Origin of the sequence: Wukongibacter baidiensis (assembly GCF_050888315.1) — a bacterium.
GTDB classification, from domain to species: Bacteria; Bacillota; Clostridia; order Peptostreptococcales; family Caminicellaceae; genus Wukongibacter; species Wukongibacter baidiensis.
In genome coordinates this window covers 4040418-4063402 of the sequence record NZ_CP138202.1, presented here as the reverse complement: position 1 = coordinate 4063402, position 22985 = coordinate 4040418, and the positions used below count along the sequence as shown (strand labels likewise).

Genomic DNA, 22985 nt, shown 5'->3' with positions numbered 1-22985 from the left:
TTTTTCTAAGTTTCTATATTTTCTTTATAATATTAAGTAAATTGTAAGCACAACAAAACAAAGTGCCCTAAGGCACTTTTAGATTGTTGACAAAGTCAACAAGGTAGCAGGTTGTTGAGAAGGCTGAAGTTCAAGGCGTGCCGAAAGCAAGAGACCGTAGCGTATAAAGACATACGTAAGGGTTCTTGATTGAAGCAACAACGAAGAAATTCAGGTTTATCAACAGCCTGAAAGTGCCCTAGGGCGCTTTTCTACGAACTCATATTCACTTTTCTCTTCAATAAATATCTATTAATCTTTTTAACCCCTAACACCGTTAGTAATATGATCACCGAAAGTATTACTATAGTCCCTCCCGATGCTAACTCTAGATAGTATGATATGAATATCCCTGCTACCACAGCTACTTCAGCAAAGATTATCGAAAGTAGGGTAGCATGTCTGAAGCTTTTAGCTAGCTGTAGACTTGTTGCCACAGGTAACACCATGAGTGATGATACTAGAAGTATTCCCACTATTCTCATAGATACGGTTATTGTAGAAGCAATTAGAATTATAAATAGTAGGTTTATATATCTAACTGGAATTCCAGCAAGCTTTGCCGATACTTCATCAAAGGCTATATAAAAAAGTTCTTTGAATAAAAGCTTTATAGTTATAATAATCACTACACCAAGTATAGCAATAATCCATAGATCTCTAGGCAGTACCGTTGTGATACTTCCAAATAGGTATCCAAATAGATCTATGTTAAAGGATTTTGCAAAGCTTATGAGAACTACTGCTAGTCCTATGCCTGCCGATAATATGATGGCTATGGAAAGTTCAGCATACTCTTCATAGCTTTTCCTAAGCTTTTCTATGGCCAAGGCTGCCACTATAGAAAATATAAGGGACATACTTAGTGGATATACACCTGACAGGATTCCTGCAGCCACCCCTGCCAAGGCCACATGGGAAAGACTATCACCAATAAGAGACATCCTTCTAAGTACAATAAATATTCCTATTAGAGGGCACAATACACCGATGATGATACCTGCTAAAAGTGCCCGCTGCATAAAACCGTATTGTAATATTTCTAACATTGTCATATACTCCTTTGTTAAGATTAATGCCTGTGCACCAGCATATTCATACTGTCACCATAGAACTTAGTTAGTGATTCACTGAAGGATACCTTACAGCATTTGTTTTGAACTAAGAGCTTTTTGTCTCCCATACATGCTATTCTACTGACCTTTTCTGTTATTACCCCTATGTCGTGGGATATCATAACTATAGTTATATTCATTTCCTTATTAAATCTCTCTAAGAGATCATAGAATTCTCCCTGTGATGCAATATCTATACCAACGGTAGGTTCATCTAAGAAAATAATCTCTGGTTCACTAATAAGTGTTCTGGCTATAAAGACTTTTTGCTGCTGACCTCCCGATAGATTTCCAATCAATCTATGCCTATAGTCCTCCATACCAACAATTTTCAAGGTCTCATAGACCTTTTCTTTATGTTCTTTCTTAATTGATTTAAATAGACCAATCCTAGGAAAGAGGTTGGCAGCTACTATTTCCTCTACCGTGGCCGGGAAGGCGCCATTAAACGAAGTAGCTTTTTGAGCTACGTATCCTACCCTGCCCCATTCTTTGAAGTTCTTTATATCCTGTCCAAATATTTTTGTACTTCCTTTTTGAGGTTTTAATAGTCCAAGTATTAATTTAAATAGGGTACTTTTAGCCGAACCATTTGGTCCAACTATTCCTAAATAATCACCTTTAAATATCTCAAAGTTAATATCCTCTAGAACCAACTTCTCATCATATCCAAAGGAAAGATTCTCTACACTTACTATTTTATTCATAAGATCATCACCACTTTATTATACGTTTAGTCTATCTCTCATGATTATACCCCGTATTGGGTATTCCTACACTTCAATTTTATTGAATTAACCTCTTGACTTAGGATAAAATTAGTGATAGTGTTTAATTAATAACAGAATATATATTTTCTTCAGGGCAGGGTGTAATTCCCGACCGGCGGTATAGCCCGCGAACCATGGAACATGGTTGATCTGGTGTAACTCCAGAGCCGACAGTATAGTCTGGATGGAAGAAGAAAGATTTTTTTGTGCATATTTTGCGACTACGCCCTGGAGTATATCTTCAGGGCTTTTCCTATTTTTCAGTTTAATTAAGGAGGATGATTATTAATGGAAAGAACTATTTCTAAGAAAAATAAAGCATTTAATACGCGACCACTATCTTCAACTAATTCTTTAGTAAAAATCTCATTGCTATCTGTTATAGCATATGTACTTATGCTTATTGAACTTCCAATACCTTTGTTTCCGGCATTTTTAAAAATAGATTTAAGTGATATGCCTGCGCTGATTGGAGCATTTGCCCTCGGTCCTATAGCTGGTGTTATGATAGAACTTATCAAAAACCTGCTGCATTTTATCACAAAAACATCTACCGGTGGTGTTGGAGAGCTTGCTAACTTTTTAATAGGTGCTTCAATGGTAATACCTGCTGGTATCTTCTATGCTAGAAGTAAGAAAAAGTCTACGGCTCTTATCGGTATGTTAATTGGTACTGCTCTAATGGCAATCGTTGGTGCCATTGCAAACTACTATATTCTTATACCTTTTTATTCTAAGATGATGCCAATAGATCAAATTATTGCATGGAGTGCAGCTGCAAACGGAGCCATAACGGATTTAAAAACCCTTATACTTTATGCAGTAGTCCCTTTCAATCTTATAAAGGGAGCCGTTATATCGGTTTTAACAATACTTATTTACAAGAAAATCTCACATTTGTTGATTAATAAAAGAGCATAGTGATGCTTTAAGTATTGTATTCCAAAGCCAATTTCGAAAATAAAATATTTTAATATTTATACAAAAAAAGCTGTGTAATCCCATATTTTGAGATTACACAGCTTTTTATACTTCCTTATATACTACTCTCCAGAGGATTCATCAGATACATCTTCGATTATTATCTGTGATTTGTCCTCATCCACTGTTTCTTGTTTATCTACATCTTCAATGACAATTACATTCTCATCTTCAATCTCTTCAATCACTACTTCCTCTTTATTTGATTCATTATATGTATCCTCAGTAGCTTCTTGCCCCTCTTCTGTTGCATCAACATCTACATCACTCTCATTATTTTCGTCTGGTTCTGAAGTCTCATCGTCACCATTATTTTCTTCATCAGAATCTATCTCTATAGTCTCTGTATCTCCATCCCAATCTACTTTAAGACCAAAGGTTTCTGAAATGAATCTAAGTGGTACATAAGTTCTAGAGTTCATCACCTGAGATTTAGTATCGAGCTCTACCTCTTCTCCATTCACATACACTTTATTATCATCGAGGGGTAACAGTATCTCCATATCTTCCTTTGAAATTGTTACTTCCCTTGTTTCTGCATTCCACTCAACGTCTGCTCCAAAACCCTCCACTATAGCTCTAACAGGAACTAATGTCCTACTTCCCTTTATTACTGGGGGTGTATCAAACTTCATATCGGCTTTTTTAGATACTATGCTATCTATCTCTAGAACTTTTATATCTTCTCCGTCCTTTAATAGTTCTTCTTTTGCTTCTTCAATCTTTTCAAGCTCTTCTTCAGTATACTTGCTTCTTATAATTTCTTTTCTCTTAATCTTAACGGTCTTCATATCCTGCTTCAATTCTTCCATTTTACCCTTAAGTTCTTGGATTTGCCCACTAAGCTCTTCTGCTAATTCAGCATTTTCTTCTGCTTTTGCTTCTTCAAATTGTTTTTCTAATTCATCTTTTTTTGCCTCTAATTCATCTTTTTCTGCTTCGATTCCATTCTTTTCTTGCTCTAATTTATCCTTTAATACTTTCCAAGGTTTGTCTTTCCCTTTATTCGTTTCTTCTTCATCATCTATATCTACTTCTTCATTAGAAGTGCTTTCATCTTCATTACCAGCTGTTTCTTCTTTGTCTACTTCTACATCCTTATCTTCATCTTTCCCTTTATTAGTATTTTTTTCTTCCTTCTCCTGTTTAGGTTTTTCCTTGTTTGCATTGCCTTTCCCTTTTTCTCCTGCAAAAACAAATGTGGCACTTGATAGCATTAATGTAAAAATTAATATCACTGCTAAAAGCTTCTTAAACATACTTTGTCCTCCTTTTTTCATCGGTATTGTCTCCATAATAGAATACGTATAGTAATAAGAATTTAGGTACCTCATTGCAAATATTATTTAGCTATATATAATACGATAAACATCTCACATTCTGGAGATTTGGCATCTAGCGTTTCTAGAGATGTTAAATCTTCGGAATGTAATAGATTTTTCGTAACTTATATATTGCCGAATAAAGGTTTTATTTTATATGTTTTTCCTTATATACTATTATCGATTAGCTTGATGACAAAGCATAGACTCAATTATTTTTTTAGGACTTTTGACCTATTTTAAATTTTTTTTTATTAATTTTCATGTCAAGCAGGAAATTTGTCTCATTTTGTATAATCTTAATATATTGGACAAACTTTCTGATAATTCTACTCTGTATAAGATATATCTATAAATCAATTTTCGATTTCTTATAATGTAATATTCAGTACTTTTAAGGATATTAAAAAAATCCACACATAAAATATTTATTGTGATTCCTATGATGTTAAAATAAACAAATTCTAAAAAAGTTGGTGTTGGGTATGGAAAATTTCAAAACAAAAATAGTTACGATAGACGTTGTAGAAGCTGGTATGATTGCTGCTCAAGATATCTTTACTGATGTTGGCCAAATGCTAATAGCTGAAAATACTGAACTAGACGAAAGAAGTTTAAGGAAACTAAGACTTTATGGTATTCATGATATACCAGTCAAGGAATTCATTGAGAATTTCGACATGGGAGACGTGTCCTCTAATCCTACTAAGGAGCTCGTGAAGAACTCTAAGGAATTTAAGGTCTTTGAATCATCCTATAGTGACCATACGGTATCTTTAAAGGACGAAATGTTAAATATCAGTGATGGTAAGAACGTTGATGTTTCCCAATTGTTTTCTGTTAGCGAAGAATTACTTACTACGGTAAAATATAAAAGCAATTTATTTGGCTTTTTAAGCAATCTAGAAGTTTTTGATGACTATACCTATACCCATTGTTTAAATGTTTCATTAATATCTCATACTTTAGGACAATGGCTAGGTTTTACTGAAAAACAACTCATGCATTTATCAGTTGCAGGTTTACTCCATGATATCGGTAAAACTAAAATAGATAAAAGTATTTTAAATAAACCCGGTAAGCTTACTGAGGAAGAATTTGAAGAAATGAAAAAACATCCAGTATATGGTTTTCAATCCATAGAAAAACAAGATATTCCTTACAATATCAAAATGGCTGTTCTCATGCACCATGAAAGATATGATGGAAGCGGCTATCCACTAAATGCAAAAAATAATCAAATTAATGACTTTGCAAAAATAGTTGCTATAGCAGATGTTTATGATGCCTTGACATCTAATCGTCCCTATAGAAACAAATTCGATCCATTCCATGTAATTCGTCAATTTGAGCAAGAATATTTTAGACATCTAGATACTAAGCTCTTAATGACCTTTCTTCAAAATATTGCCTATTGTTATTTAGACAGATGGTGCGTACTTTCTACAGGAGAGGAAGGAAAAATTATATTTATTAATAAGCATATGCCTTCTAGACCAATTGTTCAAGTTGATGGTACTATTATAGATTTGAGCCAAGAAGAAGATATCTTTGTTGGTAAAATAATTTAGAAAATGTTTTTGGTGCGAGTGCGAGGTGCGGAATTGAGGTCATTCTCTTAAGAACTTCAGTAAATATAAAAAGGTGTCTCAAAAGACACCTTTTTTATTATTCTCCAAATACTTGAACTACTTCCTTTAGCTTTTCTCTGATTGGTATATTTTGTGGACATGCCTCTTCGCACTGTCCGCATTCAATACATCTTGAAGCCCTAGACTCCTCTTTTATGAACATTTTATATCGCTTCTTCTCATCCTCCATATTATCAAACATAGATGCATCATTATAAAACTCAAAGGCTCTAGGTATAGCCACATCTACTGGACATGGTAGACAGTATTTACAAGAAGTACAGTTTACTTTTATTTTTTCTTCGTACATATCACAAACTTTAGAGATCAGATTATGCTCTTCATCGGTAAGGGAGTTTGGCATTCCTTCATCTGCATATTTAATATTTTCTTCAACTTGCTCCAATGTCGACATTCCACTAAGTACCGTACTCACCTCTGGGTAATCCCATATATACTTAAATGCCCATTCGACAGGAGTCCTCTTAACCTGTGCACTATTCCAAAGATTCATTACTTCATTGGGAACTCTGGATACTAATCTTCCTCCCCTTAAGGGCTCCATTATTACTATTCCTATTCCTTTATCGGTAGCATACTTAAGTCCTTCCTTACCGGCTTGATAATCTTCATCTACAAAATTGTATTGTATCTGGCAGAAGGTCCAATCATGGGCATCAACTATTTCTTTAAACAGCTCTACCTTATCATGGAATGAAAATCCAATGTACTTCACCCTTCCATCCTTTAGAATACTATCCAAGAATTCAAACAAACCATTTTCCGTTAAGTTTTTCCAGTATGTTTCATTTAGATTATGAACTAAATAAAAATCTATATATTCAGTTTGCAGCTTTTCTAGTTGCTCGTTTAAATATTTGTCCATATCTTCTCTTGTCTTTACAAGCCAACTTGGAAGCTTAGTTGCTAGATATACCTTCTCTCTATATCCATCCTTTAGGGCCTTCCCAACCAAGGGCTCACTCATACCTCCATGATACGGATATGCTGTATCAACATAATTTACTCCATTGTCTATTGCATAACGAAGCATTTCAATAGCTTTTTCCTCATCAATGTTTTTAGTATCCTCATCTATAGTTGGGAATCTCATACATCCAAAACCAAGTACTGATACCTCTTCGTCTGTCTTACCAAATTTTCTATATAGCATTGTATCCCTCCATCTCACTATTTGTAGTTACATCCGAGTTAAAAGCTCATAATAGTTTTTACATCTTCGCTTCGATATTTGAGCCTTATTTCAATTTCTTCAATAGATACCGGCTTGCTAAATAAAAATCCCTGATACTCATCACATTTATTTTCTTTCAGGAACTTTAGCTGCTGAGTAGTTTCCACACCCTCCGATACTACCTTTATCCCCATAGATTTAGCCATATTAATCAGAGACGTTATGATGGATTCATCCTTTTTGTCCTTTACTATCCCATCAATAAATAATTTATCAATCTTTAACACATCCACAGGGAATGTCTTTAAATAGCATAGTGATGAGTACCCTGTTCCAAAATCATCTAAATGTATTTGAATATTATGCTTTTTAAGCTGGTTTAATATCCTAAGGGCATAATCTTTATTTTCCATTGCTGTGGTTTCAGTAATTTCCATGCTGATGAAGGATGTATCTATATCATTATTTTTCAATATAGATTCTACCCTCTCAATAAAGGTTTTCTCATTAAATAGTTGTGCCGATATATTAACTGCAATGTTTACTGGGTCAAGTCCGTTATCTCCCCAATTTCTGATTTGCTCACAAACCAACCCAAGTACATGTAAATCGATTTCCTTTATTATACCTGTTTCTTCTGCAATCTTAATAAACTCACTAGGATAAAGTAACCCAAACTTTGGATGATTCCATCTAAGCAGTGCTTCCAGTCCAGTAATTCTCCCTGTCGGTATATCAACCTTTGGCTGATATGTAAGGTAGAACTCTTCCTTTTCCAAGGCTATTCTTAGCCCCTCGGCAACCTGTAGCTTTCTTACTGATAGATCATTCATTGAATCATCATATATCTCAAAATTATTTTTTCCATTTTCCTTTGCCTTGTACATGGCTATGTCTGCATTCTTGAATAGCGTATCTAGGTCCTCACCGTTATCGGGAAAGACAGATATTCCAATACTACATGAAGTGTGAATATGTATACCGTTTAATATGAATGCTTCTTTAAATTTCTCAATTACCCTATTGGCTATACACTCTACTTCATCATACTCCGTAACGTCATGAAGTACTATTACAAATTCATCACCGCCGAGTCGAGCAACGATATCATTATTCCTTATTACATTTCTTAATCGTATAGATGCTTTTTTCAATAGATCGTCACCTATGTTGTGGCCAAAGGTATCATTTATAATTTTAAATTCATCAAGATCAACGAATAGTATACCTAATTTCCCACTACTATTGGATGCTTCCTCTATACAAAGGGATAACTTTTCCTTTATACTTCTTCGGTTAGGTAGACTTGTTAAGTAATCATTAAATGCTAAATCCTTCATTTCCTGTACAAAGCTCTCTTTTTCTTGTATTGCTTTGTAAAATCCGTAGGTTATCATTATTATGGCAATCCCTTGAAAAATCTCCTCAAAAATAACATTCTGAAGATAAGCTAGCCAATCAGGTATAACAAGGTTTAATTCATCAATAACATCGTTTAAAAGTGAAAAGGCCATGAGCCCAATACCCATACTGATAAATTTCACCCTAAAGTCTAAGGAAATTATGAAGGTATTGAAAGCAAGAACAAATACTATGCCTTCAATGATAAACTCACTTTTGTCTACATCTAAGTTATTATTAAAAATTATAAAGTATGATACAAAAAGTAATATACATAGTAAAAATATGATTTTTATTTTTGTTGATGTCTCCACAACTTTTTCATTCACGATTTTCAACCCCTGTTATGTTAGTAAACTCTTAGGTATATCAAATAATCCCATCCCTTTTGTAAAATGCTCCCCAATAAAATAAATATAAGAATGTCAATAAGTCTTTTATATCATATTTGTATATTTTTGGAACGTAATTTGTATATTTCTACCTTTCTTATATAAAATCCTCCTCCTTTATGTATAGAATTTACAATAAATCTTTTAATTGTGGCAGTTTTGTGACAGAATCAGTAAGATTATGTGAAACATACTTTTTTATCTTCCTTAGTGGCATTATTTAGGTATAATAAAGATAAGCTATATACCCTGTGCTGGAGGTGGCAAAATGAATCTTAAGAAGGTACTAATAGTTGAAGATGAAAGTAGAATGAGGAGACTTATATCCGATTATCTTAAAAGAGAAGGTTATCTGACTATCGAAGCTGAAAATGGGAAAAAAGCTATAGAGCTATTTGATTCTGAAGAGATAGATTTAATCATACTTGATATTATGATGCCTGAATACGATGGTTGGACGGTGTGCAGAGAAATTAGAAAAACCTCTAATATACCAATAATAATGCTTACTGCTAGAAGTGAAGAATCCGATGAGCTCTTTGGCTTTGAGCTTGGTGTGGATGAATATATCACAAAACCATTTAGCCCTAAGATTTTGGTTGCAAGGGTTAAGGCACTTTTAAAAAGGTCCTATGTACAGGAAGATTCCAAGCTATCCTTTAGAGGGCTAGAGATTGACATGAAGGGACATAGGGTATTTGTTGATGATAGAGAAGTTGAGATGACTCCAACAGAATATGAGCTTTTAGCTTATATGGTTCAGAATGAAGGAAATGCTCTAACAAGAGAACAGATACTCAATAATGTCTGGGGCTACGATTACTTTGGTGATCTTAGAACTGTGGATACCCATGTTAAAAGACTGAGGATAAAGATAAAAGGAAAGGATCAGTATATTCAAACCGTCAGGGGCGTTGGCTATAGATTCGAGGTGAAAGAATGAAAAATTCTATAGGTATAAAGCTCTTTATTGGGATCACGTGCTTCGCTTTGATAATAGTTAGCCTTTCCTGGATACTAAATACCAACTATTTAGAAGGCTATTATTTAAGAAAAAAGCAGGACAGCATAATTAAATACGGAAAGGAAATTCAGTCAGACTATAATAACGATTATATATATGATAATAATGACAAGCTTAAGAATATTGAGAATGCCATTGGCGGAGACATAACTATAATAGATGGGTTCGGTGATGCAATATACAGTTCATCTATTATGCAGTTTAGAGGTGGTGGAAAGGGTAAAGGTAAGGGCAGCAGCTGGGGACTTGGTTTGATAAGCGACGAGGGCCTACAGATGTTATTAGATGGAAACACTGTCTTGGAAAGCTACGTACACCCAAGATTTCATACTGTATCACTTGTTCTTGCCTCCCCCCTAGAAAATGGACATGTTTTAATAATGGAATCTCCCCTTGCTTCAATCAAGGAAAGCGTTGAAATAGCTCAGGATTTTCATATTTATATAGCAATTATCTCCCTTATCATCGGCACTATTATAGCATTTATATTTTCCAAGATATTTACAAAACCTATAATTAAGCTTAATAACGTTGCCAAAAGCATGGCGCACCTTGATTTTAGTAAGAAATACACTATCAATGGCAATGATGAAATAAATCAGCTGGGAAAAACTATTAATTTCCTTTCTGATAAGCTCGATGCTTCTATATCTGAGCTTAATAGAGCAAATGAAAGGCTTCAGGAGGACATAGAGAAAGAAAGGAAGCTTGAAAAGTTGAGAAAGGAATTTGTCTCTAGTGTTTCCCATGAACTCAAAACTCCAATTGCATTGATTCAAGGCTATGGAGAAGGTTTAAAGGATGCAGTGATTGAGGATGAGGATAGTAAGAACTTCTATTGCGATGTAATCGTTGACGAAGCGCAGAAAATGGATAAGCTAGTTAAGGATCTCCTCAATCTATCAGCCTTAGAATCTGGTCATTATCAGCTTCAAAGGGAAAACTTTAATATCTACGATTTAATCGAAGCAATTATAAACAAGTATACTCCAATACTTAATGAAAAGGATATAAATCTGGAGTTTGATTCAGATGATATAAAGATGAAGGTCTTTGCCGATCCCATAAGGATTGAGCAAGTTCTAGTGAATTTTGTAAATAATGCAATAAATCATGTTAATGAAAAGAAAAATATAAAAATAAATATTATTGATTATATCGAAAAAATTAAGATTACTGTAACAAATACTGGCAAGCCAATACCAGAGACTGAAATAGATAAAATCTGGGATAGCTTTTATAAGTTAGATAAGTCAAGAGCTAGAGAGTATGGCGGTACTGGACTGGGCTTATCCATAGTAAAGGGTATTTTAAAGCTCCACAATAGCAATTTTGGTGTTCAAAATGTAGATAGTGGCGTTAAGTTTTGGTTTGATATTGACAAAGTTCTCTAAAGTGCCTAAAGCTCTAATCAAGCAGAAAATCCATTTGTGGATAACTTTTATGTAAAAGCAAAATTATTAACAAAACTCAGTAATTATGTGGATTATTACATAGTTACTGATTTTTTTATTGTCTCTATATAAATACAATAGATTTTTCGTAACTTATCTAAATCTACATCTAGCTGTCACACAGTTGCCATATTCTTTTTCTATAATTAACTTGTAAAACAAAACAAATACAAAATATAGATTGAGAGGAGAATTTCAAATGAAAAAAGTATTAACAACATTATTAGTATCAAGTCTTGTATTATCAGCAGGTGTGGTAGCTTTTGCCGATTCAGTATCATCACCAGCAGAAATTTATTCAAACCTATCAGGAAAAACGGTTGAGCAAGCCTATGAGCTTAGAGGAACTAACAAAAGCTTTGGTGAACTAGCAAAAGAAAATGGATTCTTTGACAAGTTTCAAGCTGCAATCTTAGAGGCAAAGAAGCACATACTTGCCGACAAGGTAGAAAACAAAGAAATCACTCAAGAAAAAGCAGATGAATTGATTAAATTAATGGAAGAAAATTGCGATGGAACTGGTACTCAAAAATTAGGTCAAAAGAATGGTATCCGTTTTGGAATGGGTGCGGGAAACGGTCAAGGTAGAGGGCAAGGTAAAGGTCTTGGTAGGGGTCCTGGCAATGGCATGGGCAGAGGAAACGGTTTAGGAAGAAATAAATAAATCCTATAAAGGAACGGTTTATGACCGTTCCTTTACCTCTTAAAATAACCTGTAATCAATGATATGAGGAGTGTTCTAAATGAAATCATCTAGAAAGAAAAAAATATGGATTCGCCCTGCTATTCAGATTTTCTTTTTTATCTTTATTGGATTAATAGCATATAATCATACTCTAGCAGAAAGTGGAGGAGGCATTCCCCTTCTTTCTTCAGCCTCACTCCATACCCTCTGCCCATTTGGCGGTGTAGAGTCCATCTATCAATACATAACTACGGGAAGATTAGTAAAGAAGGTGCATGAGTCTGCATTTGCTCTTATGTTCATAAGCTTCTTCTTAGCAATACTATTTGGCCCTGTTTTGTGTGGGTGGATATGCCCTCTTGGAAGCATTCAAGAGTGGTTTAGCAAAATCGGCAAAAGAATTTTTAAAGGAAATTTCAATAAATTTGTTTCATATAAATTAGATAAATACTTAAGATTCTTGCGCTACGGTGTATTGGTCTGGGTTCTATATATGACAGCATTATCCGGAGATCTAGCTTTCAATGAAATAGATCCATATAGTGCTCTATATCACCTGTGGAGTAGCGATCTGGCAATAGGTGGCTTAATCGTGTTAATCATTACCTTAGTCCTATCACTATTCGTAGAAAGACCATGGTGTAAATATGCCTGTCCATACGGTGCTGTCTTGGGATTAAGCAATCTATTTAGAGTATTTAGGATAAAGAGAAATCCTATGACATGTATCTCATGTGATGTCTGTGACGAAGTTTGTCCTATGAACATTCAGGTATCTAAAATGGGAGCTATTAAGGATCATCAATGCATAAGCTGTATGAAGTGTACCTCCGAAGAAGCTTGTCCAATAGATGCTACAGTGGAATTCACAAGTTCAAGAAAGGAGGCTGCAAGATATGAAAATTAAATCAACCTCTCTAGGTCTAATGATAGCAATAATATTATTTGGTGGAATTTTGGCTTCCTCTGCATTTAATCTATGGAAAACAGAATCTCCCAAGGTTCCTGAAAAGTTTGACTCTGGTGAATTCTCTGGAGAGTACAATCCCTCCGATATGAGAGGTTCATATACCATTGACGATGTCAGCAGCGTATTTAATATTCCTCTAAAGGACTTAAAAACTGCATTTGGTCTTTCCGATGAAATTGACACCTCAATCCTTAAAAATAAAGATTTAAAGAAGCTATATGGTGATTTAGAAGACGGAGTGGAGATAGGCAATGGCTCAATGAAGTTCTTTGTATCCCTATATACCGGTCTCCCCTATGAAATGGATGAGGAAGCCTATCTACCTAAAGAGGCTGTAGAAGTTCTAAAGGCTAATGCCTCATTAACAAAGGAGCAAATAGAGTACCTAGATAATCATGCTGTAAATATTAAAGCTTTAGATCAAGAAACGCCTACAAAAATCCAAACTACCGATGCATCATCTACTGGTAATCAAGAAATTAGTGACGATCATAATACAGATGAAAAAATGGTAAGAGGTACAACTACCTTTAGAGAAGTATTAGACTGGGGCGTTAGTAAGGATGTCATAGAAAAAACTATTGGTGGAGAAATAGCTGATCTCAACATGGTAATAAGGGACTATTGTAGAAACAACGAAATTCAATTTTCCGTAGTCAAGGAAGCCCTTCAAAGCTCTGTTGATAATTTAGAGTAGACTATTTTGCAATATAGTTTTAAGAAACGTAAAAGTATACCTTACTACTAAGGATGAAAATATGACATGGGGACGGACCCATCTGACACACACTCTTCTCAGTGTGTCTGTGGGCCTGTCCCCATGTCATATTTTCCAAACTAATGAGAAAAAACTAACTTTTCCAGAACCTCTTTATGCATTCTCTTTCTTTTTCAAAGACTCATAATCTAACGCATCAATTGGACAGCTATTTTGACATTCCAAACACAATAAACAGTGAGTACTATCAACTACAGCTTTATTACTCTCAATCTTTATAGCGTCTCCAGGACATGCTCTCACACAAGCACTACAACTAACACAATTGTTTGCTACTAAACCTAATTTAGCAAATCTACCTGTTAAGCTAAATAACACTCCCCAAGGACATAGATATCTATGCCATGTCTTTTCATTAATAAAAAAGGTTGTAATAAGTCCTAAAGTAATTATAAATACCGGTAGAGGAAACTTCTTTCCTAACTTAATAGTATATATTGTGTAGCCTAGCCCTACTAAAAATATCGCAAATAAAACCCATCTTGCCTTCTCTGTTTTAAAGGCTTTAGGAACATCCTTCTTTTGCAATCCTAGTTTTTTACTAATCCAACTAACTGGTCTTATCAGCGTGTTGATAGGACATGCAAATCCACAATAATACCTTCCAAAAAAGGCCGATAAAGCAATTGAAATAAAAATAAATGCCATCCAAAACTGTGCTTTTCCCAAAAACATTAAAGCTGCAAAAACACCTAAAAATACTACTTGAATTAATGGTCTTAACTTAGTAATCATTTTATACCCCCCACCCCTATTGGGTTTTTAGTTTATTATACTAGGTGGGGGTATATCTGTCAAGCTATTAACTTTTCCACTCCAGCTATAACTTTATTCGCTAACACTTTATCTATTTTAATTAATTCGTTGAAGTATTCTTCTCTATTTCCATCATATTTTAATCGCTCATTAAACAACACATACTCTAGCATCTGTCTCGCCTTATTTATGGCTTGATTTCTACCACTTTCCTGGTCCTTATAATTTATTGGACAGACTAATATCATGCTTAAGCTATTAATAACCTTTTCTTTATCAAAGTTCTTACTTAGACTTTCAGTAAATGCAGTAAAGTTTTCCTCATAGTTTCTTGTTTTATTTTCAATGGCATCATCGATAATCCTTTTAGTATATCCGATAACACAATTTTTCCCCTGACATTTACCACAGGTTCCCTCGCCAAGACATATTTCTTCAACACTTTCCTTTATCTGATGGGTATATTCATAAAGTGTTAAGGCAACTTCCTTTAAGGCAGTACTCTTGTTATATTTTCTAACCTGTAGTAATGGCCTTAATGCAAAGTAAATGCTTATGCTTAATAACCCAAAAAAGATTCCAGTATTTATAGGCGTCAAATAGTTCCTAGGTACAGCAGTATAAAGTTTAATAACCCCAAATAGCGTAAATATCGAAGCCGATGCTATTTTCATAGTAAATTCAGGTATCCTGTTTCCAATTTTACTACCTATTATAATTCCTACACCACTAGTAAGCACCATACCACTTACGGTTCCAAGTAGAATAAATGCTGGGAATGCTGCATCGGAAGCTAAGGTTATAGCCGTTAGCTGTGTCTTATCCCCAAGTTCCCCTATGAAAAAGGCTACTGCTACTGTGAGGACGGGTCCGAAATTTCTCTTCACTTCATCATCTTCGTCATCTTCATCCGCCTTTAGAGTCCATAGCGCAAAACCTATAAATAGGAATCCTGCTATTATTTGAATAGCATTAAGTGGTATAAAGCTTGAAAGGTATGCTCCCAATATAACTGCTAGACCATGATTTAATAATGATCCAAAGAAAACCCCTAGAAGTACTTCTTTAACCATAAACTGCGTCGCAAACGCCATTGCCAATATCTGGGTTTTGTCTCCCATTTCCGCCATAAAAATTAGAATCATTGATTTTAAAAATTCCTTTATCATTTGTTGCCCTCCCTTTAAAATGAAAAGAACGAGACCATAGCTTAACAAGACTATCTATATAAATAGTCTTGTTAAACTAAAAGTCTCGCCCCTTTAAAAACTAAGTTCTAAAGCAAATAGGACCAGGTATTTTTTTCGTACCAGTATGTTGACCCTATTTATGATTTATACCACAGCTACTCCCTCTTAGCCTAATAAAAATCTAAGTTTAACTCTATTTCTTCTTCTTCCAAGAATCCTTTAAGGATACTACTCTATTAATAACTAAAGAATCCTCTGTAGTCTCTTTAGTGTCTATACAGAAATATCCGTGTCTTAGGAATTGATACTTACTTCCCAGTTCAGCTTCCTTTAAAGCTGGTTCAACAAATGCTGACTCTAACTTCTTCAGTGAATCTGGATTTAAGTTATCCTTCCAATCCTCTACTTCCTTATCCTCATCTAATAATAGACGATCGTAAAGACGAATCTCAGCCTTAACCGCATGGTCAGCTGACACCCAGTGGATTGTTCCCTTTGGTTTACGTCCTGTAAATCCTGTACCACTCTTTGTTTCTGGATCATATGTGCAGCGAAGCTCTAGGATTTCTCCAGTTGCTTCATCCTTTATCACTTCTTCACACTTGATGAAGTAGGCATGTCTTAACCTAACCTCTACTCCCGGTGAAAGTCGTTTATATTTCTTAGGTGGCTCTTCCATGAAGTCCTCTCTCTCAATATAAACAACACGTGAAAATGGAATTTCTCTACTTCCCATTTCAGGGTTTTCTGCATTGTTTTCTGCATGAAGCCACTCTGTCTCTCCCTCTGGATAGTTTGTTATAACTACCTTCAATGGATTAAGTACTGACATAACACGAGGTGCCTTCATCTTTAAATCATCTCTAATGCAATGCTCAAGCATCGCCATATCAACTATACTATTACTCTTAGATACACCAACACGATCTAAGAAATCCTTAATTGACTCAGGTGTATAACCACGTCTTCTTAAACCTGATAATGTCGGCATACGTGGATCATCCCAGCTATCAACGTAGTCTTCTTCAACAAGTTCTCTTAACTTTCTCTTACTCATAACTGTACCAGTAAGATTTAATCTTGCGAACTCAATTTGTCTTGGTGGATTTTCAAATTCACATTCTGTAAGGGCCCATTCATATAGAGGTCTATGGTCTTCAAACTCTAAAGAACACAGGGAATGGGTTATACCTTCTATAGCATCTTCAAGTGGATGAGCGTAATCGTACATCGGATATATGCACCACTTATCTCCTGTTCTATGATGAGTAGAAAACTGTATTCTATAAAGAACTGGATCACGCATATTTAGGTTAGGTGATGCCATATCTATCTTTGCTCTAAGCACCCTTGATCCTTCTTCAAATTCACCATTCTTCATTCTTTCAAATAAATCTAGGTTCTCTTCGATGGAACGATCACGGTATGGGCTATTCTTTCCAGGCTCCTTTAATGTTCCTCTGTATTCTCTCGTCTCTTCGGCACTAAGATCACATACATATGCCTTACCCTTTTTAATCAGTAAAAGGGCACACTCATAAAACTTGTCAAAGTAATCTGAAGCATAGTACATACGATCTTCCCAGTCATATCCAAGCCATCTTACATCCTCTTGAATCGAGTTAACGTATTCGGTGTCCTCTTTACTAGGATTAGTATCATCAAATCTTAAGTTATAAAGTCCATTATACTTTTCTGCGGTGCCATAATCTATGCAGATAGCCTTAGCATGACCTATATGTAAGTATCCATTTGGCTCCGGTGGAAAACGAGTATGTACTTTATTATAAACTCCATCTTCTAGATCTTTATCTATCATATTATGGATAAAGTTTGATGCCATAGGAGTGTTATTATCGTTTGGTGCATTTGCTGACATACATTCTGCCTCCTCGTCTATATACAGTATACATTATTATCTATAGTACCATAAAACATGCCTTATTTCAAAAGATTCATTCAATCTTTTCCTTAATAAAGTCCATAGTTTTAATCCCTGTCTCTTACTATTTTTTAATCCTAATTATTTATGAAAAGTTTGAAATGATGCAAGTAGTTTTGATTCTAAGGCTTTCATCAAGTTCGAAGGCGTACTTAAACAGTACGTCGGGAATTTGATGGAGGTCTTAGAACCAAAAGGACGCAGCAGAACTTTAAATTTTTCATGAATAATCAGGATTTAATTAATATTATTCCTATTAAACACATAATAATACCTAGTCCATTAACAAGTGAAAGACTTTCTTTGTAAACTAATAGGCCAATAGGTATAAGTAGTATTCCAATAAAAACATTGGAAAAAACCCCTGCAAAGCTAATGTTCCATCCAGAACGATATACAAGCAAATAACCTATTTCAAGAACTACAATAGCTATTCCCAGTACATAGCTCGCCCAGTTTAATTCCTTCATCAACGATTCCCCATCGTTTCTTGGCATAACAAAATACATGATAACCGACAGTCCAAGGGCAACACCATAGGTAACAATCATGGAAAAGGCTGGGTTGATCCTGTGGGAAATAGATTTTTGGGATATGTGATAAAACAGACTCGATATTATAACTAACAGCATTGAAAAATAGTACATATATATTACTCCTTTTGTTGTTACGTATTGTTTCATTTGAATAAATACGATGTTTTATAACACTGATAGTATATCATATATTTGGATTTGTGAATGTATATCTTTTTTTGCTTTTAACATAAAAAAGGGGGCTGTCTCATAAAAGTTTCTTATGAGCTCAGCCCCATGGTGTTTCAGAATGAGTGAAGTTCAAGGTGGTGAGTAACATTGTTGAGTGACAACTAAAATAGATAGTTCTTTTTCTTTCTATTCATCGGCATTTGGGTTATGCTTTGTAAAGAAGAATGTAGTTATAGCACTGGATGAAGATATCAGCGCTCCTAGTATCATCATAGTTAGTTTTTCTTGCTCGAAATGAAAAAGTGCTATAGATAAGACTACTAGCACAAGAATAGCATATATATATTCAAATTTTAATAACTTTTTTAGCATATTTAATTACCTCCTAATCATTATAAACTCTGGATATACCAAAAGAAAAAACCTATGAAGGATGTTGCAACTAACATCACCAAGGCCTTTATCCAACTAGTTAAACTATCTAATTTTTCAATAAGATTTTCAATTTTCTCCCCCATTTTAGCATCATTAATCTCCAATTTTCCTATTCTCTTTTCATGATCATCCAGTCTATTTACTACCTCTTGATGTCTATCACAGGTACTCATTTTACCACCTACTTTCCTGTCCTCATATCCCAGTAATCATATTTTCTCCCCACTTTATTAACTAGATTTTCTCTAATATCTACATGGGTAAAGGTATCATAGATCCCTATCCCTTTAAATCCTAATTTTATAGCTGCCTCTGCTACTTCCTCAGTGCTTACTCCTGAGACCTTTATATCCACTGCTCTACCATACATGTGTTGTGATTTTGAGCTTCCATTTATTTTTTTATTGTATGATGGGCTTCGATATGCACTAACTATAGTGATCGGTTTTTTTAAGTTATCTCTAAGTGCTTGCAGTTTTTCTACAAGTTCATCGGCTATAAGTACTTCTTGTTTGCCTTCTTTACAGATAAATTCCCTTAAGTGGAAGTTTTTGCTGAGTTTAATGTTGTTTAGAGTTTTATACATTTTATTACCTCCTCTTATGTTGCAAAATTCATATTCAATTTGCAAACCTTAGAACCTTTCTAATGGGCATTAATTATAAAGAGATGTCTCAGAATAATAGATTTCTAAAACATCTCCTTTGAAAATGCTAATTAATTATTTTCATTATCTAGTATCTTTTGTACTATAATAGCTAAATCATTGTCTTCGACACTGCCATTTAGGTCTATATCTGGTTCAAAGGCCCCCCAGTTTTCGGAAGAAGTTTCAAATAAACGCCCTGCTATTGCTAGATCACCTATGGTAGACTCTCCATCCTTATTGACGTCACCTAGGTTTCTTACCCTAAACATTTTTCCTACACAAGTTGGCTCCATCTCATTACCATCTCCATCGGCAATAGTTCCCGATAAAACTGATATAGCTCCTAAACCATCTCTATCCCTAGTTCTAAATGTTAGTTTTAGTATTTGAACATCTGCATTCAAGCCATTTCCTTCGCCCTTACTTGCTATCATATATCTAACTTTTCCTGGTGTTGAAAAATCTTGATGGTATATCTTTAAGGCATTAGGATCTACTGGCTGTGTACTTACAAGGTCAAATAGATTTAGATCAAATGAAACATTTAGATCTTCTGCATATATATTATTAGCTTCTTTTATTACTATAAAGACTTCAAATTCTGTTTCTCTTGGTATATCATAGTTTGCTGCTTCAACATCAATGGTACTAACCTGTGGTACATAGTATTCGCTATATATTTCTATTTCGTCAAGCTCACCTTTAAAGTGGGGAAATATAGATTGACCTATAGTTAAGTTGAAATCTCCTTTGTTTGTTTCTGATACGTCCGCTGTCCCTGTACCATCTGGTGTAAACATATCATCTACATAAATTTTTACTGTATCTGAATCAGTTGTACCATTCCATGTTAATAAAACATCATGCCATTCCCCATCACATACGTTTTTATTTCCCTCAACATAGAAATTTGCATCCCCTAGAAGATTTTTATTGTTCTGCCATGCAACATTGCCATTATTTGTAATGAAGATAAGATCACCATAACTCTCATTAGTTCCTGAATTGCTAATAATACAAGACAAACCATCTAAGTAAGTGCTCTTCATTTTAAATCTTATAGTTTTTGCTCCTATAGGTATAATAGGATCGTCGAATTGTATGTAATCATCTACACCGTCAAAGCTTCTACCTTTATCATGTATACCATCTATCACAGTGGTTCCGTTATAGGTCCCATTATGATTTCCTTTAATATCGTTAGCAATATTTCCACTTTCTTCGTTAAGAAGCCAAGCAGAAACTAAATTAGCTTCAGTTAGATTTCCTATTCCCATTGATCTTGTTTCTGCTGCATAGACGTTCTTGTTTACAACTGCAAAAATAAAAACTGCCGTTAGCAGTAATATGATAAAGCAAATTCCTAATTTTTTAATATTCATCTTTCTTCCTCCTGCATTTCTTTATTTTTATAGACTTTCTGTTGTTAATAATGTATTATCTAATATGATACTAATCTCCCAGGCTATCTGATTTATTATGATGTTTTTTGCTAGAGCTATTAAAATGTGTGGTTATGTTGCAAAAATAATAAAAAGACCTCTATCGGTCTTATAAGTTTATAGTTTAGCCTGTCCCTATCCTATTGTTTTCAATATGACAAGATGTCCCAATGTTATAAATTGTACTATCCATCTTAGTCAAAGCTAAAACCTATAGCATCTACTTCTATGCTTTCCAGACTATCGTTAGCTTCTATAGTTATACGGTAATTCACAGCCCAATTGTCTGCTGTCTTTGTTTTGTTAATAAATAGATAGTACTCACCACTATTAAAGGCTTCTGTACAATCTTCCCAGGTAGGCAATGCATCTAAAGCGTTATTACATACTTCTACTTTAAGAGCTGCAGGTACTATTCCGTCGTTCGGTATCGTCATAACTGCACTAAACACTATACGAGCTACCGATACAGACGTTACATTAGGATTTTTACCTTCAAAGGCTAAAATATTACCACAACGAATACTTCGGGTATTGCTGTAAACTCCTATAGTATCCGTAGTGCCATCTTTAGCTGCTAATCGCCAGGAGTAATCATTTCCTTCATTCAGGTCTTGCTGTATTATATAGCGAATAGAGTTACCTTCAATACTTGCAGCTGATACTTTCCCGCTTACTGGAAAAGGATTCCATGATGTGTTACCATAGTATTCCCAACCGCTTGTATCTACTGTACTATCAAAGGTTGAAACATTGATAGTAAAATTGCTATCATCGGCTATTTGTAATACAAAGGCTTGATGGTTATCCTCTATGTCGTCTGCTGCTGTAGCTTCAAATATTGGTCGCTTACCTACTCTTTTAGTATCTACTGGTCCATCTATAGTCGGCGTTTCAGGTGGTATATTGGTTATAAAGTATTCTTCGGGTGTAGCTAAACTTTGCATATCTGTGTTGTCCCATACTGTTACTGTCCATGAATATATTTCTCCAGCTGTTAGTACACCATTTGGTACGTCATAATACTGATTAATATTTGCTGTTTTTTCTGTATCGTGTACTACTGTGCTGTTTATATCTTTGATAACTACATGGCTATGTGATTGAGTATGATTTTCCGCGTCGTCGTAATTCCATGCTAAGCGTGATATAAGATTGGAGCCTTCGGGGTTTTCCTGTGTTCCTAACGGGCTTACGGATGTTACAGTTGGTGCTTTGGTCGTTTTAAAGTATCTTACCGTGGAATAATCTGACCAGTTGCGACTGTCTTTTACTCTTACTTTCCAATAGTATTCTGTATTTGGACTTAGTAAGCCAGAAGGTAATGTAAAGCTTGTATTACTACTGATTACTTCATCGGTATTATATACTATTGTGTCATCTGATTTTTTATAAATTATAACTTGATATACTACTTGCGGGTCTCCCTCAGGGTCACTATAGGACCAGCTCATAGACGGTATTAGAGATTGCACCTTTTCACTTCCAGAACCATCTAGACTACCAGGATTTAAGTTTGTAGGCGTGTTAGGTGCATTGATTTCTCCATATACAACTTTAACAGCTATTTCAAAACCTGTGTCACCTTCAGTTGTCACATCATTACTGTCTGTAGTATTGTCTAGCAGTCCACCATAATTTAGTTCATTACTTTTAAATTCTTTCCATGTGATGTCCCCTATGATTATATCGTTATTTAGCTGGTTAGCAATATTACTATGCGAAGAATTTACATGTGGTGCCTTAAAGCCACCACTTCCGTCTTTAGGGTGTATAATTCCTAACATATACGTGCCTAAATCTAGTTTAATATTTAGTCCTGTAAATGAGTAATAAACATATTTTGTATTGTTTCTGTCAATACCTGTAAACGTATTTTGTTGCCATACTGGGGTTTCGTTAGTTCCTCGGAATATTGCAAACTTAAATTTGCTAGCAGCATTTGTATCACCATTCGCATTGTATATTAGGTGAAGTTCAGTTATAGTAATTGCCTTATTTACTAAAAACTTATGTCCAGCATGCGTGTCTGTAGAATAGGTGGAATGGCTAGTAGCCTGGTCATTACCTCTTATTGCAGTTACTAATGCCATATTCTATCCCCTCC

At 34.7% G+C, this 22985-nt stretch carries 21 protein-coding genes and 1 riboswitch; of the genes, 7 read left to right on the top strand and 14 right to left on the bottom strand.

All coding sequences use genetic code 11. From position 1 onward, the window contains the following. Positions 1-251: 251 nt before the first annotated feature. Together R9X47_RS18375 and R9X47_RS18370 are read right to left on the bottom strand one after the other, a co-directional pair. Positions 252-1088 (bottom strand): metal ABC transporter permease, encoded by an 837-nt coding sequence (locus R9X47_RS18375; RefSeq protein ID WP_432662485.1) that lies wholly within the window; start codon positions 1086-1088, stop codon positions 252-254. Between the two features lie 23 nt (positions 1089-1111). Further along, positions 1112-1861: a metal ABC transporter ATP-binding protein gene (locus R9X47_RS18370; RefSeq protein ID WP_432662484.1), complete on the bottom strand. Its 750-nt coding sequence runs from the start codon at positions 1859-1861 to the stop codon at positions 1112-1114. Positions 1862-2005: 144 nt separating this feature from the next. Next, positions 2006-2124: riboswitch (FMN riboswitch) on the top strand. A gap of 88 nt (positions 2125-2212) precedes the next feature. On the opposite strand from R9X47_RS18370, the gene R9X47_RS18365 reads away from it, so the two are divergent. Next, entirely contained in the window at positions 2213-2845 is a 633-nt protein-coding gene (locus R9X47_RS18365; RefSeq protein ID WP_432662483.1) for an ECF transporter S component, read from the top strand. Between the two features lie 122 nt (positions 2846-2967). Here the strand turns inward: R9X47_RS18365 and R9X47_RS18360 are convergent, their stop codons facing one another. Beyond that, entirely contained in the window at positions 2968-4164 is a 1197-nt protein-coding gene (locus R9X47_RS18360) for a copper amine oxidase N-terminal domain-containing protein (protein WP_432662482.1), read from the bottom strand. A 548-nt stretch (positions 4165-4712) separates the two neighbouring features. On the opposite strand from R9X47_RS18360, the gene R9X47_RS18355 reads away from it, so the two are divergent. After that, positions 4713-5798, top strand: coding sequence for an HD-GYP domain-containing protein (locus R9X47_RS18355; protein WP_432662481.1), 1086 nt, complete (start codon positions 4713-4715; stop codon positions 5796-5798). Positions 5799-5895: 97 nt separating this feature from the next. Here R9X47_RS18355 and R9X47_RS18350 read toward each other — a convergent pair whose 3' ends face one another. Together R9X47_RS18350 and R9X47_RS18345 are read right to left on the bottom strand one after the other, a co-directional pair. Next, a complete protein-coding gene (locus R9X47_RS18350) occupies positions 5896-7032 on the bottom strand; it encodes an aldo/keto reductase (protein WP_432662480.1) in 1137 nt (378 codons plus the stop codon). A 38-nt stretch (positions 7033-7070) separates the two neighbouring features. Next, entirely contained in the window at positions 7071-8783 is a 1713-nt protein-coding gene (locus tag R9X47_RS18345) for a putative bifunctional diguanylate cyclase/phosphodiesterase (RefSeq protein WP_432662479.1), read from the bottom strand. Between the two features lie 331 nt (positions 8784-9114). On the opposite strand from R9X47_RS18345, the gene R9X47_RS18340 reads away from it, so the two are divergent. The 5 genes from R9X47_RS18340 to R9X47_RS18320 all read left to right on the top strand — a co-directional run bounded on the left by R9X47_RS18340 (position 9115) and on the right by R9X47_RS18320 (position 13676). Beyond that, on the top strand, positions 9115-9789 hold the full coding sequence (locus R9X47_RS18340) for a response regulator transcription factor (RefSeq protein WP_432662478.1): 675 nt from the start codon (positions 9115-9117) through the stop codon (positions 9787-9789). Beyond that, positions 9786-11264, top strand: coding sequence for a sensor histidine kinase (locus tag R9X47_RS18335; protein WP_432662477.1), 1479 nt, complete (start codon positions 9786-9788; stop codon positions 11262-11264). Before R9X47_RS18340 ends, R9X47_RS18335 begins: the two co-directional genes overlap by 4 nt. A 259-nt stretch (positions 11265-11523) precedes the next feature. Further along, positions 11524-11988 (top strand): hypothetical protein, encoded by a 465-nt coding sequence (locus R9X47_RS18330; protein WP_432662476.1) that lies wholly within the window; start codon positions 11524-11526, stop codon positions 11986-11988. Positions 11989-12067: 79 nt separating this feature from the next. Further along, complete coding sequence (locus R9X47_RS18325; protein ID WP_432662475.1) at positions 12068-12916, top strand: 4Fe-4S binding protein; 849 nt, start codon at positions 12068-12070, stop codon at positions 12914-12916. Beyond that, positions 12906-13676 (top strand): hypothetical protein, encoded by a 771-nt coding sequence (locus tag R9X47_RS18320; RefSeq protein WP_432662474.1) that lies wholly within the window; start codon positions 12906-12908, stop codon positions 13674-13676. Before R9X47_RS18325 ends, R9X47_RS18320 begins: the two co-directional genes overlap by 11 nt. 174 nt (positions 13677-13850) lie before the next feature. Here R9X47_RS18320 and R9X47_RS18315 read toward each other — a convergent pair whose 3' ends face one another. The 9 genes from R9X47_RS18315 to R9X47_RS18275 form a co-directional block, all read right to left on the bottom strand. Then, positions 13851-14492, bottom strand: coding sequence for a 4Fe-4S binding protein (locus R9X47_RS18315; protein ID WP_432662473.1), 642 nt, complete (start codon positions 14490-14492; stop codon positions 13851-13853). Positions 14493-14551: 59 nt separating this feature from the next. Then, on the bottom strand, positions 14552-15682 hold the full coding sequence (locus tag R9X47_RS18310) for a TMEM165/GDT1 family protein (protein WP_432662472.1): 1131 nt from the start codon (positions 15680-15682) through the stop codon (positions 14552-14554). Positions 15683-15896: 214 nt separating this feature from the next. After that, a complete protein-coding gene (locus tag R9X47_RS18305) occupies positions 15897-17582 on the bottom strand; it encodes a glutamine--tRNA ligase/YqeY domain fusion protein (protein ID WP_432662471.1) in 1686 nt (561 codons plus the stop codon). A 293-nt stretch (positions 17583-17875) separates the two neighbouring features. Further along, the gene (locus tag R9X47_RS18300; RefSeq protein WP_432662470.1) at positions 17876-18292 is read right to left on the bottom strand and encodes a hypothetical protein; all 417 of its coding nucleotides are present in this window, start codon (positions 18290-18292) and stop codon (positions 17876-17878) included. 246 nt (positions 18293-18538) lie between these two features. Then, entirely contained in the window at positions 18539-18724 is a 186-nt protein-coding gene (locus R9X47_RS18295; protein ID WP_432662469.1) for a hypothetical protein, read from the bottom strand. A 20-nt stretch (positions 18725-18744) separates the two neighbouring features. After that, positions 18745-18960 carry a hemolysin XhlA family protein gene (locus R9X47_RS18290; protein WP_432662468.1) on the bottom strand — a complete coding sequence of 72 codons (216 nt, stop codon included), beginning with the start codon at positions 18958-18960 and terminating at the stop codon, positions 18745-18747. Positions 18961-18968: 8 nt separating this feature from the next. After that, positions 18969-19373 carry a YcbK family protein gene (locus R9X47_RS18285; RefSeq protein WP_432662467.1) on the bottom strand — a complete coding sequence of 135 codons (405 nt, stop codon included), beginning with the start codon at positions 19371-19373 and terminating at the stop codon, positions 18969-18971. Positions 19374-19504: 131 nt separating this feature from the next. Next, positions 19505-20818 carry a LamG-like jellyroll fold domain-containing protein gene (locus tag R9X47_RS18280; RefSeq protein ID WP_432662466.1) on the bottom strand — a complete coding sequence of 438 codons (1314 nt, stop codon included), beginning with the start codon at positions 20816-20818 and terminating at the stop codon, positions 19505-19507. Positions 20819-21072: 254 nt separating this feature from the next. Then, positions 21073-22971, bottom strand: coding sequence for a hypothetical protein (locus R9X47_RS18275; protein ID WP_432662465.1), 1899 nt, complete (start codon positions 22969-22971; stop codon positions 21073-21075). Positions 22972-22985 lie beyond the last annotated feature (14 nt).

Excerpts from the sequence above, each read along its gene's own strand:
- R9X47_RS18375 (WP_432662485.1), bottom strand. The coding sequence starts at position 1,088 with ATGTTAGAAATATTACAATACGGTTTTATGCAGCGGGCACTTTTAGCA.
- R9X47_RS18370 (WP_432662484.1), bottom strand. The coding sequence starts at position 1,861 with ATGAATAAAATAGTAAGTGTAGAGAATCTTTCCTTTGGATATGATGAG.
- R9X47_RS18365 (WP_432662483.1), top strand. The coding sequence starts at position 2,213 with ATGGAAAGAACTATTTCTAAGAAAAATAAAGCATTTAATACGCGACCA.
- R9X47_RS18360 (WP_432662482.1), bottom strand. The coding sequence starts at position 4,164 with ATGTTTAAGAAGCTTTTAGCAGTGATATTAATTTTTACATTAATGCTA.
- R9X47_RS18355 (WP_432662481.1), top strand. The coding sequence starts at position 4,713 with ATGGAAAATTTCAAAACAAAAATAGTTACGATAGACGTTGTAGAAGCT.
- R9X47_RS18350 (WP_432662480.1), bottom strand. The coding sequence starts at position 7,032 with ATGCTATATAGAAAATTTGGTAAGACAGACGAAGAGGTATCAGTACTT.
- R9X47_RS18340 (WP_432662478.1), top strand. The coding sequence starts at position 9,115 with ATGAATCTTAAGAAGGTACTAATAGTTGAAGATGAAAGTAGAATGAGG.
- R9X47_RS18335 (WP_432662477.1), top strand. The coding sequence starts at position 9,786 with ATGAAAAATTCTATAGGTATAAAGCTCTTTATTGGGATCACGTGCTTC.
- R9X47_RS18330 (WP_432662476.1), top strand. The coding sequence starts at position 11,524 with ATGAAAAAAGTATTAACAACATTATTAGTATCAAGTCTTGTATTATCA.
- R9X47_RS18325 (WP_432662475.1), top strand. The coding sequence starts at position 12,068 with ATGAAATCATCTAGAAAGAAAAAAATATGGATTCGCCCTGCTATTCAG.
- R9X47_RS18320 (WP_432662474.1), top strand. The coding sequence starts at position 12,906 with ATGAAAATTAAATCAACCTCTCTAGGTCTAATGATAGCAATAATATTA.
- R9X47_RS18315 (WP_432662473.1), bottom strand. The coding sequence starts at position 14,492 with ATGATTACTAAGTTAAGACCATTAATTCAAGTAGTATTTTTAGGTGTT.
- R9X47_RS18310 (WP_432662472.1), bottom strand. The coding sequence starts at position 15,682 with ATGATAAAGGAATTTTTAAAATCAATGATTCTAATTTTTATGGCGGAA.
- R9X47_RS18305 (WP_432662471.1), bottom strand. The coding sequence starts at position 17,582 with ATGTCAGCAAATGCACCAAACGATAATAACACTCCTATGGCATCAAAC.
- R9X47_RS18300 (WP_432662470.1), bottom strand. The coding sequence starts at position 18,292 with ATGTACTATTTTTCAATGCTGTTAGTTATAATATCGAGTCTGTTTTAT.
- R9X47_RS18295 (WP_432662469.1), bottom strand. The coding sequence starts at position 18,724 with ATGCTAAAAAAGTTATTAAAATTTGAATATATATATGCTATTCTTGTG.
- R9X47_RS18290 (WP_432662468.1), bottom strand. The coding sequence starts at position 18,960 with ATGAGTACCTGTGATAGACATCAAGAGGTAGTAAATAGACTGGATGAT.
- R9X47_RS18285 (WP_432662467.1), bottom strand. The coding sequence starts at position 19,373 with ATGTATAAAACTCTAAACAACATTAAACTCAGCAAAAACTTCCACTTA.
- R9X47_RS18280 (WP_432662466.1), bottom strand. The coding sequence starts at position 20,818 with ATGAATATTAAAAAATTAGGAATTTGCTTTATCATATTACTGCTAACG.
- R9X47_RS18275 (WP_432662465.1), bottom strand. The coding sequence starts at position 22,971 with ATGGCATTAGTAACTGCAATAAGAGGTAATGACCAGGCTACTAGCCAT.